The organism is Pedobacter psychroterrae, from assembly GCF_004331695.1.
GTDB classification, from domain to species: domain Bacteria; phylum Bacteroidota; class Bacteroidia; order Sphingobacteriales; family Sphingobacteriaceae; genus Pedobacter; species Pedobacter psychroterrae.
The window spans coordinates 1-16,763 of record NZ_SJSL01000013.1 but is presented as its reverse complement, the minus strand read 5'-3'; the positions used below and the strand labels follow the sequence as shown (position 1 = coordinate 16,763).

General features: G+C 39.3%; 13 protein-coding genes and 2 pseudogenes. 1 reads left to right on the top strand and 14 read right to left on the bottom strand.

What is annotated here, in order from left to right; translation table 11 throughout:
* Positions 1-362, bottom strand: a 362-nt coding sequence (locus tag EZ437_RS21450) for a VOC family protein (RefSeq protein WP_131598185.1), incomplete at its 3' end; no start/stop codon positions are given.
* Positions 363-851: 489 nt separating this feature from the next.
* Here EZ437_RS21450 and EZ437_RS21445 point away from each other — a divergent pair.
* The gene (locus tag EZ437_RS21445; RefSeq protein WP_131598184.1) at positions 852-1,535 is read left to right on the top strand and encodes an outer membrane beta-barrel protein; all 684 of its coding nucleotides are present in this window, start codon (positions 852-854) and stop codon (positions 1,533-1,535) included.
* Positions 1,536-1,614: 79 nt separating this feature from the next.
* On the opposite strand, the gene EZ437_RS21440 is transcribed toward EZ437_RS21445, so the two are convergent.
* The 13 genes and pseudogenes from EZ437_RS21440 to EZ437_RS21790 form a co-directional block, all read right to left on the bottom strand.
* Positions 1,615-2,220, bottom strand: coding sequence for an outer membrane beta-barrel protein (locus tag EZ437_RS21440; RefSeq protein WP_131598183.1), 606 nt, complete (start codon positions 2,218-2,220; stop codon positions 1,615-1,617).
* Between the two features lie 55 nt (positions 2,221-2,275).
* A complete protein-coding gene (locus EZ437_RS21435) occupies positions 2,276-2,704 on the bottom strand; it encodes a hypothetical protein (protein WP_131598182.1) in 429 nt (142 codons plus the stop codon).
* A 2-nt stretch (positions 2,705-2,706) separates the two neighbouring features.
* Positions 2,707-4,227, bottom strand: coding sequence for an RHS repeat-associated core domain-containing protein (locus tag EZ437_RS21430; RefSeq protein WP_225869649.1), 1,521 nt, complete (start codon positions 4,225-4,227; stop codon positions 2,707-2,709).
* Between the two features lie 619 nt (positions 4,228-4,846).
* The gene (locus tag EZ437_RS21425; protein WP_131598180.1) at positions 4,847-5,140 is read right to left on the bottom strand and encodes a hypothetical protein; all 294 of its coding nucleotides are present in this window, start codon (positions 5,138-5,140) and stop codon (positions 4,847-4,849) included.
* A complete protein-coding gene (locus tag EZ437_RS21420; protein WP_225869651.1) occupies positions 5,121-5,363 on the bottom strand; it encodes an RHS repeat domain-containing protein in 243 nt (80 codons plus the stop codon). The genes EZ437_RS21425 and EZ437_RS21420 overlap by 20 nt, the downstream gene beginning before the upstream one ends.
* Positions 5,364-5,386: 23 nt before the next feature.
* Complete coding sequence (locus tag EZ437_RS21415) at positions 5,387-5,749, bottom strand: hypothetical protein (protein ID WP_131598179.1); 363 nt, start codon at positions 5,747-5,749, stop codon at positions 5,387-5,389.
* Between the two features lie 10 nt (positions 5,750-5,759).
* A complete protein-coding gene (locus tag EZ437_RS22020; protein ID WP_317126437.1) occupies positions 5,760-6,653 on the bottom strand; it encodes an RHS repeat domain-containing protein in 894 nt (297 codons plus the stop codon).
* 347 nt (positions 6,654-7,000) lie between these two features.
* Positions 7,001-7,558: a hypothetical protein gene (locus EZ437_RS21405; RefSeq protein WP_131598177.1), complete on the bottom strand. Its 558-nt coding sequence runs from the start codon at positions 7,556-7,558 to the stop codon at positions 7,001-7,003.
* A pseudogene (locus EZ437_RS21920) lies at positions 7,555-8,310 on the bottom strand (RHS repeat-associated core domain-containing protein); the annotation flags it as partial. The pseudogene EZ437_RS21920 and the gene EZ437_RS21405, both read right to left, overlap by 4 nt.
* 24 nt (positions 8,311-8,334) lie before the next feature.
* Positions 8,335-8,754 (bottom strand): hypothetical protein, encoded by a 420-nt coding sequence (locus tag EZ437_RS21395; RefSeq protein ID WP_131598176.1) that lies wholly within the window; start codon positions 8,752-8,754, stop codon positions 8,335-8,337.
* Positions 8,729-12,085, bottom strand: coding sequence for a DUF6443 domain-containing protein (locus EZ437_RS21390; protein WP_131598175.1), 3,357 nt, complete (start codon positions 12,083-12,085; stop codon positions 8,729-8,731). The genes EZ437_RS21395 and EZ437_RS21390 overlap by 26 nt, the downstream gene beginning before the upstream one ends.
* A gap of 11 nt (positions 12,086-12,096) precedes the next feature.
* The gene (locus EZ437_RS21385; RefSeq protein ID WP_131598174.1) at positions 12,097-15,954 is read right to left on the bottom strand and encodes a DUF5977 domain-containing protein; all 3,858 of its coding nucleotides are present in this window, start codon (positions 15,952-15,954) and stop codon (positions 12,097-12,099) included.
* A 572-nt stretch (positions 15,955-16,526) separates the two neighbouring features.
* A pseudogene (locus tag EZ437_RS21790) lies at positions 16,527-16,763 on the bottom strand (hypothetical protein); the annotation flags it as partial.

Genomic DNA, 16,763 nt, shown 5'->3' with positions numbered 1-16,763 from the left:
ATTATCGCAATAATTATTCTATAATTGTCAGGGTCGCTAATAACGATGCCATTTTGATTCCAATAAGGATTTTTTGCTTTCAATATTGGAATGTTACTGTCCTGACACTTTTTCCTGATTGTTTTTTGTTCTTCAGAACTTACATAGAAAACTAAAAAATCATCTTCATCAGTAATATGGTTTGGTTCTTCCCTCGAGATAGTAAATTCTAAATGCCAGGAAGCATTATGCTTGCCTAAAAAAATACCATCATAACCATTGTGATTATTAAAAGACGATAATAAATCTAAGCCCAATATCGCTTGATAAAAACCTTGAATTTTATTTAAATCTGTTGTATGTCTTGCAAGTCTAAATTTCATAGTCCAAGATAGTGTAATAGATAACTCTTGTCTAATATCACTCAAATATTTACGGACACCAAGAGAATGTCAAAAAAGCATTAAGGAAAACTGAGTTTGGTAACGGGTCCACATAAACGAAGTGCCGATCTTATTAAATTATCAAAAGACGGTGAATTAATAAGAATTAATACATAGCACTAAAAGTTGAGCAAAGCCATGTGGTATTACCCTACGATCTGGAATTACAAATTGACTATAGCTGGTAAATCTATTGCAGCGCTGCTGGGTCGGACTTCAATACTAATTAATGGCCTTGAAGGGTTAATCGCAACTATAAAACAAAATAACAATTGAAAAAAAAATCATTGTATATAGCACTTACTTTAATTAAAATTGTGGTCCGCAAAGCTACAATTGCAAAAAAACTACTTCATATTATATAAAAAGCACTGCTCGAATTTCTTTCCTRAAAGAAATAATATATCTTAGTTCAACCAAATATCTATTATGAAACGTACTCTCCACATCAAAATAATTGTTGCTTTAGTCTTTATGTTAGCAACTTTGACTTTGAACCTACATGCTCAGCACGAGCTGCCAGATAGGAAAATTTCAGTAGGTTTTTCAATTGGAGCAAACGTTTCCGCAGTTCCTGCGTTAAAATCGGCTAGCGAACTGGGGKTGCCATCTGATAAGGGGTATGGTGATTTTATCGTTTTGCCAATAGTCGGTATAAGTGTTGACTTTAAGCTACAAAAGACCTTAACACTGCAAACTGAAGCTAATTATAGTGTAAAAGGTGGGAGAAGAGAACCATATTCTCTTAACTTAAGATATATAGAAATTCCCGCTTCGGTTATAAAAAACTTCAAGATAGGCAAATCGTGGTTCTCTGCGGGAGTAGGAGCATATGCCGCGGCCTTAACATCGTTTGCAAAAAAGCAAAAGTATGTTCTTGATGATTTTACAAGCCAAACTCCTTACGAATTAACAGAGGATGGGATTTTTAGTAATAGTAAGTTTAAGGACTTTGACTATGGTACAAGGCTTAATTTGGGATACAATGCCTCAAGATCTATAAATTTCAGACTGGGATATAATTATGGTTTAACTAATATTTTGAAGGATGATGGCCATAATTATCTAAATAATCAGACTATAACACTTGGTTTAAATGTGAAATTAAACTGACAGTTTGCCGAAGGAACAGGAATAGCGCAATGATAAAGAACAGCATCAGTAAGCCTTCATTTGGATCGCCAAATAGCTATTAATATGGCGAGATACCGTTATCATCGTTGGAAATTCCCTTTTTACTTTTCTTCAGACTTGATTTCAATCCTCCAAAACGATAGTTCAGACTTGCAGAAAAACTTCTCAGATACCTTTGGTTAGTTCTTTCCTGATAGAAGGTTGGGGCACTTGTTGTACCGGTATTGTTTCGATATTTAGAAAATGGATTACTTGCCTCGGCGGTGAAATAACACTTATCTTTCATCAATTCTTTTGTCACACTAAATCCGCACCCACGATAAGGACTATTTTCTATCCCTTGCAAATTAATATCAGCTCCATTCAAATTCACACTACCTGTTGAGCGCCACCCTTTATCAAAACGATAAGAAGAAGATGCTGAAAAATAATACATCAGCCGTTGGTTCCTGACTACTGTTGCAGTTGTATTGTTTACCTTCTTTAGTTTTGTTCCATTTGCATCATAAGTATAGGTGATGCTCAAAGCAGGGGTTGTCTTAGTCACAGTAGCCGGAAGATTCAGGTAGTTATAACCTATATTGACGCCGGTTCTCCCATCTGTGGTCGCATTGCCGTTTACATCATTAAATTTCCTCTTTATTTTAAAAAAACCAAGAAACATCCCATCAGGTCAACAATCTCATAGAATTATTGCGTGCTTAATATTATACATAGTATCACTCTTGTTCAAATTCAATTTTTCGTTTGAAATAGATTCGCTGTGCTTCCTCTTCTTTTTCTACGATAAGCTTATCGTAAGCCAATGTATCAGAACAGAACTCGGGGTAGCCAATCACCATTTGTATATAAGGATAAATATCTTCATCCTTCCCAATTGTTCTAGTATGCCAATTAGCGCTTACCTTTTCATCGGTAACTTCAAATAACTGACAAGGACATACAGAAATCAATCCTTCATCAAGTAAGTATCCCTGATAGGTTTCAAAAATAACAATTCCCATTACTAAATATTCCTGTCCTATAGATATTTCCCCATATATGGAATCGCCACTCGCACCAAAACGTCCGAATTGCTCATTTAATAACGATTTGTTCTCGTACGGACGTAAATCCAATCCGGTTTTATACAAACATTTTACTTTCATTTCTACTTAAATTTAAAGTCATCAACAGCCTTTAACACATCATCAGCAAATTTACCAACATAATGAATAGTTGTTTTAGATCCATCTAATGCTTTATGACTGTATTGCATTTTATTCCAGCCAAACCATCTCGTATCCTTCATAGTACCCAAGCTCTTCACAACAGTTCCCATGGTTGGATTAGCAGTGATTTCGGCCATAGATAACTGCTCTGTGAGAGTTGCAGCAATGTTTCTTCCTGTAGAGAAGCTATAATTTGCTAAGCCAGTCATAAACTCCGATTTCCTAGCAGCTTGGCCTAGTAAATAACTTGTACCACTTTCAGCAGCACCAAGACCGCCAGAAGCTGCTATTGCACTTACCGTAGCAATACCTTCAGCCAGGTTAAGTACAGGCATTCTTTGCTGTATTGACTCACTTAACGAAGGTCCTGTCGAAGAAGGGCCTAACAATGGTGCATTATATTGCCATGTCTTGTCTGAATTCAACAAAATGGAATAGCCATCAACACTCGTGTAGTTTGCTTGTTTTCCCGCATACAATGCACTAGACCCATATCTAGCAGTGGCCGATGCCTGATCTGTTACGTTATCATCCCATCTGGCATAAGAACCCAGATCTGTAGAGTACAAAACCCAGTCTGTGCCCTCCATTCCATCTGGGTCAACAAAACGGAGCGGATTATTATAAACAAAGGCATATGACGAATATCTCCTCATCTTCTCAGCCAGCGGATCAATCACATTCCACCTTCCAATCTCTGGGTCATAGAACCTTGCCCCGTAATCGAGCTGTCCCAGCTCAGTCTGCAACTCCTTGCTGTTATAAAGATACTTATTTAGACCAGTAACTACAGATTTTTGTTTACCAAATGGATAATAATTGTCTTCTTGTAACTTGGTTAATAGGCCAGTCGTGGCGTTCTTGTTAAAGGTATACCTCACATTACCCAAGTGGTCCCTGAGGTGGTACTCATAACTGTAAACTCCAGAAGTGTTCCTGGCGATTCCTTCCTCGGTATGAATAAAATCAATAGTACTTCCCTTATACTCAATCCCCTCAATATACTGCCGCGTAGTTGCAGTTGTATTGTTTACCTTCTTCAGTTTCCTGCCATTTGCATCATAAGTATAGGTAATGCTCAAAGCAGGGGTTGTCTTTGTTACAGTAGCCGGAAGATTCAGGTAATTGTAGCTGAGTGTTGTCCCATTGCGTCCATCGGTAGTCGCATTCCCATTGCCATCGTAGAAGTAGGCATTTGTGACCCATTCTACATGGTTCAACCGGTTTCCAGTGTAAACATACAGCCTGGCCGCACCTCCATCTCTACTAAAGGTGTTAATATTCCCCATCACATCATAATCAATCACCTCACTCATTGCAATTCCGGTACTGGTACCATTTGTCAAACGGTTCACCTTATCATACGAATATAGAAACTTGTTCGCTAAACCGCTTCCCCATTGCTGGGTTGCAATATTGCCGTTATACTGAGGGTCGACCCTATATGCAGCTAAGCGCATACGAAGCCTATCAGATACGACAAAGCCCAACATTTCTGATGGGCTCTGGCATGAAAGAGACAATTTAGGACGGCAACCACTTATCGGACGGATTTTTACTAAAATCCTTTTCTTCTTATGTAGTACAATTCTTGACTATCGCTGCAGTAAAGTAAAAAATACTGTTCCAAATCATTAAAGTGAACAAAACTGTAATAGTTTTTTGGGTTTAATATTTCTTTGTTAAAAGAGCTACAACATTTAACATTGCCAAGATTGTTGGAGGTTAATGTAAAGTTATATAGTTCCATTGTTTGAAAATCGAGAGGGCAATTCTTCCATGTACCGACAATTGTCGCCTTACCGACTTTTTTGTTCTCCCATTCTGTAAACTTCGGAAAGTCATTACCTATTATCCCTCCCTTAATGCTATACCTGTATAACTCAAACAATTCTGCCTTAGTGCGCATACCAAGAAAGTCCTCACTATAAGATTTCTCAAAACTTCCTTGGTATTCTTTGAACAACTTCTGAAAATCATTTTGTTTTAAAGGACTAAACGAAAATTCACTATAAACCCAGTATGACGCTACTATTAATACAATAAACAAGGCACTTAATAACACTTTCTTTATAATCACTATTTTTTTACTGGCACTTTCAATTGTCCATTACCATATATAAAGAAGCTCCGCCCGTTATCTTCTCCGCCAGGCCTTCCTAGCCAAGTTGCAAAATTCCGAAAAGGTCGGCCATCAATTTTAAAATCGTACTCGTCGATATATGTTTGCCCTCCGATATGGACAGCTCCTGTAGCTGCATTCGTCAGCGTTAGTCTTAAAGTACCATACACTCTTCCTGTATTACTTAATCCATAAACAAAATCCTCATAAAAAGACCCACCTATTTTATTATCAAAATCTTGAGTCAACATCGATGAAACGTATTGGGTTATTTAAGGCATAGCTGTAGGGGCTAAAACTTCTTGAACCCTCACTTAATGGATCTTCAGTATTGAAACGCCCAACTATAAGGTCATAGAACCTTGCCCCATAATCGAACTGTCCCAGCTCAGTCTGCAACTCCTTGCTATTAAAGAGATACTTATTAAACCAGTAACCTACAGATTGTTGTTTGCTAAAGGGATAGCAGTTAATGTATTGGAAAGTCAGCAGGCAGCCTACGATTTGGTAGTCTTAAATCCCTTAGCAATAATCTTTATTTCACTTCCTGTAGACAATGTCTTTATTACATAACAGGTCAGTTTGATATCATTTATTCTATTACCCCATAATTTATAAAAAGCTATCAAATCAGAATCATCATCTGTGGAAACAAAGGCTAAATCGATACATTCAGGTGCAACAATACCGAAATTCAGATTTAATTTTGTCCAGTAAACATCCTCAAAAATTAATTTTCCTTCACCACTATCACTCCAATCAATCTCGAACGAAATAGTGTCATTTTCTCCTGGTTGCCTGCGATCTATTTCAATGTTTCTAATTTCAGATCCATGCCAATAATATTCCTCAAATTTCATAACTGCATTTTTATTTATAAGGCCATCTACTCATGTCAAATATATGTTCTTTACCTCCATTTAGGTGAAAATGACCAACCCCGGGACCTTTCATATTAACTGGAGTCGGGGGGTCAATTCGTAACTTTTCAACAAACTTTCCATTTATCATTTCACCGTAACTTGAACTGCGAAATGGATTTTCAACAAGATTATCCGGTATCTTTGTGCCTTTAGGTAACACAACGCCTTCCCTTGTTACAGTAAAAACACTTTTCTCAGCTTTAACTGCGTTACCAAAAATGCCCCGTAATAAAGGTGCTGCTTTTGATAACGCAAACTCTGCCCCATAACTATAGACTACATTTTTCACGATAGCTAGACTAGTTGTGGGCTGAGAACTGTCTTGATAATCAAGTTTTTGCTCTGGTGCATTAGCCGCGGCTCTAGCCGCTGATTCTTCTGGAGAAATCGCAGTCCCTGCGCTTAGCCTAGGCTGATCAAAATTGTTAGCTTTGAGTTCTGGAAGACTCCTTGCGTTCGTGTATATTATAATATCTTCACCCGGCAGTTTAGACCTCCCTACTTCCTTATTATTTAACCAATTTTTATAAATAATATCATTCGTTTCCATCCCATCAGGATCGATAAACCTGATCGGGTTATCATTCCCATAAACATAAGGAGAAAATCTTCTGCTATTCTCTGCTAATGGATCCACCACAATCCATCGTCCAATTTCTGGATCATAAAACCTTGCCCCGTAATCGAGCTGTCCCAGCTCAGTCTGCAACTCCTTGCTATTATAAAGATACTTATTTAGACCAGTAACTACAGATTTTTGTTTACCGAATGGATAATAATTGTCTTCCTGTAACTTGGTTAAAACGCCGGTGGTAGGGTGCTTATTAAAGGTATACCTCACATTACCCAAGTGGTCCCTAAGGTTGTACTCATAACTGTAAACTCCAGAAGTGTTCCTGGCGATTCCTTCCTCGGTATGAATAAAATCAATGACGCTCCCGTTATACTCGATTCCGTCAACTGTACTAACCCCCTAAACAGCTGGACTAAATTTTAAAAACAATTTAGAACCATTAAATTAGGGAATTATGAAAAAGCAAAGACGTGTTTTCAGTCCTGAGGATCGGCTGGCGATTATTCAGGAGGGTCAACGAGAAGGGGCCACTACATTCCACCTTCCAATCTCTGGGTCATAAAACCTTGCCCCGTAATCGAGCTGCCGGCCATTCTCAAAAAATATGGCCTAAGCTAATCTAATACATTTGGGTTAACTTTATTAAAGAGTTCTCTAATAAATTCTATTTTTCTATCTCCCAACTTCTGTTCTTTAGCAATTGAAATTAATCGGTTTTCTTCTTGTAATAGCTTTTCTGATCTTTCAGTTTTCTCATAAACGGAGTACTTAGCCCCCAATCCCTCTATCAATCTGACCTTCAAACAGGAATTAGAATTAATTTGCAAATACTTTAAAAAGTTGTTTAAATGACCATCAAGCAAACTTATCGTAATACTCCCTAAGTATTCGGTCAAATCTCCATCACTGCCGAAGCAAATGCTGTCAAGTTTTTTCACATCAGAAAAAGCAAAATTCTCGTCAAGTAAGCGCACTAAACTGTCGATATTCTTATACGGTGGAAGGGTGCTCTGGTCCATAACATTGGTATTTGAAGACGGCACTTGTGTACTTTCATTTTTTATGGTATCCAGGCTATCTTCTATATTTTGATTCTTCGATTTAGTATCACAACCAAATACTAGTAACTGGAAAATAAATAACAGATGAATTATGTATTTTAAATTTTTCATTTTGTTCCAAAAAGTTCTTTAATAATATTATTCCATTTATTTTTTTCTTCCGTCGTTGCATTTTCACCAGGATTCACATATGTCGTTGAAGTACCTTTAAACGGAATAGGATTATTAGCGGTAACTTCCATTAGATCATCCATAATTGTAAGTTTGCCTCCCTTCTCTTTCTTATCTTTCTTCATCAAATCATCGGTAATTTGTTTCAAAGTTTTAACATCTTCATCTGCACATCTTAAACACCCTTGTGTCTTTTTAAGCTGAGCATTACTTATTGGTTTCCATAGTCCTGTTTTTGCATCATAGACTTCTTGTCTACCTCCATGAATACGGATCAAACCTCTTCCACTTTCCTTAATCTCACCAGATTCCCCATTTAATACTAATCTATGATTCGCACCATATCCTCCTCTATCACCCCCAGAAATCCACATATTCTCATCTGGGATATCATAAACGCCAAGTGGAGTATCCGAATTGGCTTTGCTTCTGTCTCGTCCCCCAACGCCCTCTAATCTGACGTCAAATCGGTACACTTCTTTGCCATGCCGGTCTGTAACAATAGCGATTCCATAACCATACTTCGAACGGTCATTGTAAGCATGTACCGTTATATCCCATAATCCGTGACGGTCAATTCTCAAGGCAGGATTATTCCTAACATAAGCATATGGGCTTATTTCATACAATGTACTGGCCATCGGATCAATCACATTCCAGCGTCCAATTTCTGGGTCATAAAACCTTGCCCAGTAATCGTAAAGGCAATAATATAACTATCTTACCTTTAAACTCATACCTAAACTATCTATTTTACTGTAGAACGACAATGAATCAATTGATTGTATCGAATCTAAAATTGTATTTTTCCTTATAATCCAATAACGAAGTCGTCCTTCTGCAATCTCGCGAGTTTCTGCTATAATATAATGTTCGTCAAAATTATATCTAAGAACCTCAGCAGGGATAATGGTTTTACCAAACCTTGATCTTCCTGAAGGCTTTAAATTTTTTAATATTTGAGATTCTCTCCCATCTCCTAAAAAATAATAGTTATCCCCCAAATCTTCGATATTATTTTGATGATTATAAACCGTTTTCCCCTCTGAGCAAGACAGGACAAAGCAAAACAAAATCTGTAAGGCTATAACTATAACATTTCTTTTCATTTTATTTCCGCAAATTTCCAATTCCATACATATAAACATTGAATCCATGTGAATCATTAAGTCCCGCCCGTTTTCTTTCTCCCCATATCAACCTATCCCTAGTAGAACTTGGTGGACGGGCACTTTCCACGTAATTTCTATCATGATAATCCCAGTCATACCCGTCCGAGTATAACTTAACAGCTCCGGTTTTAGCATTTAAAAGTTTCATTTGTGTATTTCCTAGTGCATAAGTAGTCGCCCTAGATTTAGAATTTGTAAAATCCACGAAATTGAATAAATTAATATTACCTTTAACGCCTTCTGCCAAATCACCCGCGCTTAAATTCCCGAAATCAAGTTTTGATGCATCTAGATAAAGAGCATTGTCTGGCGTTGGATTGTTAAGAGCGCCTGGATGTTGTTTAGCCCAATCTATTCCTTCGCTGATGGTCACAAATCCATCATAATCAGGTCGATTTTTTAAATTAACGTAATGATTTGCATATTTTAATGCAGCCTTTTCATTAGCAAATCCGTAATCTGCATCTCCTCTTTCATATGTACTTTTACTTTTTGCTTCTTCGTGGCTCATTCCTTGACTAAAGTCTTTGCTATTCATCACAATTGCGCGTCCCTTTAATCCTTCATCATCTGTTCCCAAGAAATTACCCATTGGATCATAAATTGGACTTGCGGCAAACATCCCGTCAACATCGATGAAACGTATCGGGTTGTTAAGCGCATAACTATAAATGCTATTTCTTCTAGAAATTTCAGAAAGCGGATCTACCGTAATGAAGCGCGCAATCTCCGGATCGTAAAACCTTGCACCGTAATCGAGCTGTCCCAGCTCAGTCTGCAACTCCTTGCTGTTATAAAGATACTTATTTAGACCAGTAACTACAGATTTTTGTTTACCAAATGGATAATAATTGTCTTCTTGTAACTTGGTTAATAGGCCAGTGGTGGCGTTCTTGTTAAAGGTATACCTCACATTACCCAAGTGGTCCCTGAGGTGGTACTCATAACTGTAAACTCCAGAAGTGTTCCTGGCGATTCCTTCCTCGGTATGAATAAAATCAATAGTACTTCCGTTATACTCAATCCCGTCAATATACTGCCGCGTAGTTGCAGTTGTATTGTTTACCTTCTTCAGTTTCCTGCCATTTGCATCATAAGTATAGGTAATGCTCAAAGCAGGAGTTGCCTTAGTCACAGTAGCCAGAAGATTCAGGTAATTGTAGCTGAGTGTTGTCCCATTGCGTCCATCGGTAGTCGCATTACCATTGCCATCGTAGAAGTAGGAATTTGTGACCCATTCTACATGGTTCAACCGGTTTCCAGTGTAAACATACAGCCTCGCCGCACCTCCATCTCTACTAAAGGTGTTAATATTCCCCATCACATCATAATCAATCACCTCACTCATTACAATTCCCGTACTGGTACCATTTGTCAAACGGTTCATCTTATCATACGTATATAGAAACTTGTTCGCTAAATTGCTTCCCCATTGCTGGGTCACAATATTGCCGTTATATTGAGGATTGCTCAAGGTATCATAGCCAAGGGTCATATTGAATTCGTTGGATATATTCTTTTTCAACCAACCCCTGGCATTGTATTCATATCTGGTATTCTGGAGATAATTCAAAGAATCAGTACTGTGCAGCGACTTTTTAGATAGCTGCCCGATCTCATTGTAATCCAGCTTGCTCAAAACGATCTGTGCAACCCCGTTTACGCCGATCTTACTGGTTTTCCTCCTGCCCATATGATCGTAAGCATAACGGTTTGCTATTGTGGTAACTACACTGCTTACAGTATGTGTCCTGGTAGCAGTAGTAAGCTCACTGGTAAAACTATACGTATTGTCTACTACATCCGTACCAGCTAGATGGTTCCTGCTGTTGCTGCGAACCAGCCTGCCTTCTTTGTCATAGTAAAGTACAGTCAGCAACATGGTGCTGGTACCAAGTACATTTACCCGACTTCCGGTCTGCAGCGATCTGGTCCCTGGGCTGGTTACCTGACTGGTACCGTTTGGTTGCCCAAAGGTATTGTCATAAAAATCATAGTTGTCATAGTAATTGATAGTATAATATGTCAAGGCGCTCAATGGGATAGTACCATTTGTATAACCGGTGCCAGTTGCACTTGCATTTGAATTATCCCTTATCTCCCAAAAAACACTTGCAGAATTCGCTGTGGTTTGAAGCGTGGCCCTGCTGCCGCTATTGGTTGTCATCCCAGTAATGATAATCCTGCCGAATACATCATATTTGGTAAAAAGCCATTGATTGACGGTCCGCTGCACCGCGTCTTGTGTCAGGATAGCTTGGTCCAGCTTATTGTATACTATAAAATCCCAGCCTTTATGAGGTAGCTTCTTCTCAACCAGCCTGCTTTTGCCATCATAACGATACTGGTAGCAGAAGTTATCCAAAGCAGTCTGATCAGGCTGGCCGCTTGCTAGATCCGGGTTTGCGCCTGGGGTCAGCACAAAAGCGAGGTTATTGAAGTCGTCATAAACGTAGTACGTTGAGAGCACTTCTGTAGTTCCTGCTTTTAAGTTATACAACCGTTTTAATACAATACGGCCTTCTTTGTCTTTGTATTCTTCGGATGTCCCTGCCCGCCCCGACACCCAGTTCTCATCCTTTGTAATGGTAACTGATAACTCATTATTTGCGTAGTAACCGTTCCGGACAAGTGTCCTGGACTGGTCGGCAAGGATGGTTGCAGTATAAAAAACAACCTGCTTACTGCTCGTCTGATCAGTAACCCAGGTAATATTATTATTTAGTGAGTAGGCTACCTTTACAGTATGACTTGTTGCGCTGTAAGGTTGCCAGGCATCGCCTTCTGCCCCCTGGTCAACTGTACGGTTCAGCGGAGACCCATCAAAAATCGTCTGGGAAAAAGGAGTAACGATATGGGCAACCCCGCTGGGAAGTTGTGTAACTGTAGAAGGCGTGCCCGCAGGGTTATAAAAAGACTGCTGACTGGCAAAGGGAGTTGTTTGATAAGCTCCCGTAGCAGTAGAGGCTACATATGGAAGGTATCTAACAGCCTCTCTGCCATACTCATCATAACTTATCGGTTGTATTAGGTCTTTTCCCAGTGGAGAGGAACGCACACCTACAGTCTGAACTGGCCGGCCCAGACCATCCAGGTATTGGATGACGACCTGAACCGAGTCTTTATTTAATGTAAGTGCATCAAGTTTCGCATCTGTTGTAATCGCCCTGCGTGGTGTGCGCGTTTGAACATAGTTCTGGCCCGAAGATTGAGCTAATAGGTCAGTATAAACACCTAAGCCCAACAGCAGCATCAGCCAGACCTTATTTATATTTGTTAATTGGTTTAATTTCATGACTTAAGAGGTTAATTATTAACACAAGGTGTAGGAGACGTCTGCGAATATTGTATACTATAGGTGTTATCAGAAAATTGGTACCAGTAGACACAAACGTACTGACCACTACCATTGCCTGTGGAACTTAAGTAAATTTTGGTTCCGGTTTCGCAAGTCCCATTGATCATCTTTTTTCCCTCGCCTGCGCAAGAACATGTACCATTGGTATTCGCGTAAGCCTGTCCATTGGCATCCAGATCGGCAAGAGCAAGCGCATCAGCCGCTGCCTGGGTTTCTGCTAGATAAGTACCTGCCGGCACAATATAGGTGACTGGCGAGCCCAGCCCTTGTTCCGGGGGACAATCGTTTTTAAAGACTTTACGGGACTTCTGCACATTGTAAAAAAGACACCGGCCATTTGTATTTGCGTAAGCCTGTCCATTTGCCGTGATATCCTGCTGCGCTAAAAGATTTGCCGCAGGTTGCGAAGCCGCTGTATATTTACCGAACGGCACTTTATAAGTCACTACTTCAGGTGTACCCGTCGCACATCCTTGTTTGGTGAAATTCTGCTGAGCTGCAGCACTATAGAAAAGAGTCGCAGTAGGTGGCGTGGCGGCTATTCCAGGTCCATAATTATAACTGAAATTCTTTAGGACCTCCTTCTTATCATTCTTTATATTGATCAACCTGCTGCCAGCATCGTATTCATAATATTCAATTTCGTTTGATGCAGAAATCCTAGTATTTTGTCCAATCTCGGGGGTATACGCGAAGGTTTCCATTTGCGAGTCGGCAGGATGTAGACGTACCTCATCAATAATCGCCTGACCACTGGTCACCTTTAACTGAACGGTAGTTGTTCCAATTGGAAAAAGATATTCATAATAAGTCCAGCCGTTCACTGTAATACCCTGCTTACTCAACGTGACTATTGCCCCACTATTACCACTAACCTGAACCTGTCCTGATCTTGACCAATAGGAAAGTAATAGTTGCGAGGGAGCAGAAGTAAATGATTTACTAATTAAGCTAGTAGTTCCAAGAGTGGCGCTACGTTTTCCGCTTAATAAAAAACTGGTATTGACTGTTATATTTACAGTGCTCCAATTTCCTTTAGCATCGGTTTCAAAGCTTGTATAGGCGATTGCGCTTACAGGTGCATTAATAGCGGAGGCCACAGGATATCTGGTATTGTATTCCCAGATATAGGCTGTTAATGGGCCTGCTGCTTTTGACTGTTCGCTCAGCGTTCCATCCGAAGCAAAATTGAAACTGCCGGAAAGCTTGTAAGAAGGGTCAAAAGTAAAGAGACCTGAAGCAATAGTTGTATTCTGTACAGTGGTGAGCGGCGTAACGCTCTCCATTCTATAAACCTTATCGGGATTAGGGGCAAGTGAACCGCTATAAGTTGTGATCATTCCGTCAACGTATCGCCTGTTACTTCCATCAGAATTTTGGCGATATTGTAAAATTTCAATCTCCGTGCCCTTTGCATTGATCGAATTCAACCTGGATATAGCTGTAGAAGCTACGTCCGAAGCACCAGAAGTATTAAAGTCAGCTGCATACTTCTTGGCCGTGACAAGTTGCGTATTGTTGATAGAACTTTGCATAATCCGTGTAGGGTAAGTATGAACTGGATTATCGTATGCATAAGCTCTTGTAAGCAGCTGATACGTATCTGTAGCCTGGTCGTAGTTCTTCTCCTCAGTAGACAGCAAGTTACTATACCTGGAAGGGATATTATAATCCTCTAGAAAAAATACTGTTGGTATAGTTCTAAATTCGATACATCCCCAACTTGGATTGACAGCCTCCCATTCCGCATAGTTTCTGTATACATTATCACTGGATCTACAGTAATATGGCTTGTTAGTTTGATGATCTTCAGGTCTGTATAAATAAGCACTCATGGAAGATACTACTCCATATTCATAGCTATTAATAACCTCGTGGAGTAATTTCCCTGCATTATTGTAAGTGGCAGTCCGAAGCAAATCTCCATTACGGATATCATCATCATGCTCACTCAAGGTTCCGATATTGTAGCGATAAAGTGTTCTGCCAAGCATTAAATCCGCAGGATTTATTAGGCTTTCTGATACTTGTTCGTAACCAATGTGACTACCCTGAAACGTACCGAGTCCGAATATAGAATTCGCTGAGATTGTGTGAATGGTCCAAAATTTATCGTAGTCACGGCAGACTACCGGAGAGCCCATGCTAGGCGCATCATAATCAGTAAATGAAGTAGTTTTAAGATAAACAGGATAACTTGCATGACCACTGCTGGTACCATCATCCTTGGTGTAAGTATATTTCTTTTTTGTTGCTAGCTGACCGCTCATGGCATAATCAGAAATGGATTTTATCCTGATGCCTCCAACATTTCTTACGGTCGCGCCACTCGGCGCTTGGTTTAACTCATATTCAAAATCACTGAATCCACCTGTTGGATACTGCATTCTTGTCATCATCGTGCAACTCGATCCTTGAAGCGAGGGTTCTCTATCAGCACCTCCTCCAAAAGTCACATTTTGACTGCCCCATCCTCCAACGGTAAAGTTGGGAACTATACTGTTTGAGTTTCCGCTATCGTTAAAAAAACCCCAATGGTCAATTTTTGCAGTATACCTGTCCGGAAAAGCAATATCGGTCCTGTAAGTAAATTGAAAAGCAGGCTTTAAACCTGTTCCTGTTGATACGTTCATTTCCTGCACGGCATCAAGTTTAAGACGCTTCTTTTCGAAAGTATTACTATTATTAATAAAATAGCTGTAAGTAAGGTTGTATTGTTTTACCACAGTAGCAACACCGTTATTTACACTGTAAACTTTAACTTGATTAAGCAATCGATCTTCCGCGAATTCCGAATCCTGGCGGCCTACAGCGGAATTAAAGTCGATATAGGCAACTGTTTGCCCATTGCGTACAAGAGTAACCTTACTTAGAAACTTCCTTTTTATCCGATTGGTCGGTGGTGGCACAAAATTGTCCTCTGTATCACTAACAGGGCACAAAAGGTTATTGGTAACAAATTTATAGGTATAAGACTGGTTATTCAATGCATTAACGTAGAGGTTCTGCTCGCCGGTAGTGGTAATATATTCAAAGTTAATTTGCTCCTGTCCATCGGCGGAAGCAATGCTACTAAGAAACCAAGAAGACGCGTAAGTGTACCCATTGGAATGAGGGCTACCAACGTCATCAGAAGGAATTGTAATAGATGTTTCTATCTGAGTAAACGAATATATGTTTCCTTTTTCATCCGTGATATAAAAGCGGCTATCCGGTGAACTGGAGTTGTAGGATATTTGGAGCATATCCTTTTTCTTTTTCAGTATACTGTAATCCGGTTTCATCCAGAATTTACCGGTACGTCCTGAAAAATTGTAATAATAGTTGTCTGGCTGGGTTTCAATTATTGCCTCTCGAATATTGGTTATATAACTAGCCATACCAAATTTATTCCCGTAAGGTGGAGGGGTTAAAGACGTCGAACTCTCAAAATAGTTGGAAGTAATATCCGGGTTGCCCAATACAGACTTGACGACAACCCCGCCTGCATCTAAGGACCAGTTAGCTCCAACCCAAGTAGCAGGATCTTGCGGCCTATAGCCTGATGCATTATAATTTAGCGATACCGGAAGCGAGAGCTTGTTCCCTTTAAGTTCATAAAGGGGGACATTAATGTTAGGTGTCCCAGTAAAAAATCCTACCTGTGTATCACCAAATCTTCCGAGTTCAGCCGCAATAGGTGATGGTTGAACCACTTGCTTAGCACGAAAAGAAGCCCGAGCAATTAGTTCGCCTTGATCGGCAACTTGAGCATCAACATTGACCGAAAGTAAACAGATTATAACGAGTAGAGTGCGAAGTTTCATAGATGAGAGTTGTAGATAAATATCTTAGAATAAGGAGAACGTTTAAAAATAAATTGCGAAATGACCCCTAATACCAAAATTATCAGAGATATAGTAAAGAGGTTAATCGTCAGAGCGTGATCTAATTATAGTAAATATGGTGAATTTATTTTACATAACAAGATTGTGACACAAAAGTTTTTATGAGCACAAGAAAACCAATTTCCACATAAATGCATTTGATATAAGGGAAAAAGTTAAATATAAATGTATTGACACTAGGAATTATTTTAAGGGCGACCAAACCCTCTATCAAACAAAGGATAGGACAGCTATTATAAGAAACTCAACCGGAGTGCAGAAAATTTCCAGACTCGAATATAGAGTTCAATGAAGCTTTTGTTACGGTGGAGGAAAACGATGTGAAATATGGTTTCAGGTAGACATTCACTCGCTATTAAACGATGGTTTCAGAAACAAAGGTATGTCTAACCCTGTGCTCAACTTATCACTTGGTTTATATTATCATTAAACGGTGGAATTCTGGGATCTTGCCTGCCCACAATCTTTATATAATAAGGCTTTGTATATGACTACTCCATTATCGCAATAATTATTCTATAATTGTCAGGGTCGCTAATAACGATGCCATTTTGATTCCAATAAGGATTTTTTGCTTTCAATATTGGAATGTTACTGTCCTGACACTTTTTCCTGATTGTTTTTTGTTCTTCAGAACTTACATAGAAAACTAAAAAATCATCTTCATCAGTAATATGGTTTGGTTCTTCCCTCGAGATAGTAAATTCTAAATGCCAGGAAGCATTATG

Excerpts from the sequence above, each read along its gene's own strand:
- EZ437_RS21440 (WP_131598183.1), bottom strand. The coding sequence starts at position 2,220 with ATGTTTCTTGGTTTTTTTAAAATAAAGAGGAAATTTAATGATGTAAAC.
- EZ437_RS21435 (WP_131598182.1), bottom strand. The coding sequence starts at position 2,704 with ATGAAAGTAAAATGTTTGTATAAAACCGGATTGGATTTACGTCCGTAC.
- EZ437_RS21430 (WP_225869649.1), bottom strand. The coding sequence starts at position 4,227 with ATGCGCTTAGCTGCATATAGGGTCGACCCTCAGTATAACGGCAATATT.
- EZ437_RS21425 (WP_131598180.1), bottom strand. The coding sequence starts at position 5,140 with ATGTTGACTCAAGATTTTGATAATAAAATAGGTGGGTCTTTTTATGAG.
- EZ437_RS21415 (WP_131598179.1), bottom strand. The coding sequence starts at position 5,749 with ATGAAATTTGAGGAATATTATTGGCATGGATCTGAAATTAGAAACATT.
- EZ437_RS21405 (WP_131598177.1), bottom strand. The coding sequence starts at position 7,558 with ATGAAAAATTTAAAATACATAATTCATCTGTTATTTATTTTCCAGTTA.
- EZ437_RS21395 (WP_131598176.1), bottom strand. The coding sequence starts at position 8,754 with ATGGAATTGGAAATTTGCGGAAATAAAATGAAAAGAAATGTTATAGTT.
- EZ437_RS21390 (WP_131598175.1), bottom strand. The coding sequence starts at position 12,085 with ATGAAATTAAACCAATTAACAAATATAAATAAGGTCTGGCTGATGCTG.
- EZ437_RS21385 (WP_131598174.1), bottom strand. The coding sequence starts at position 15,954 with ATGAAACTTCGCACTCTACTCGTTATAATCTGTTTACTTTCGGTCAAT.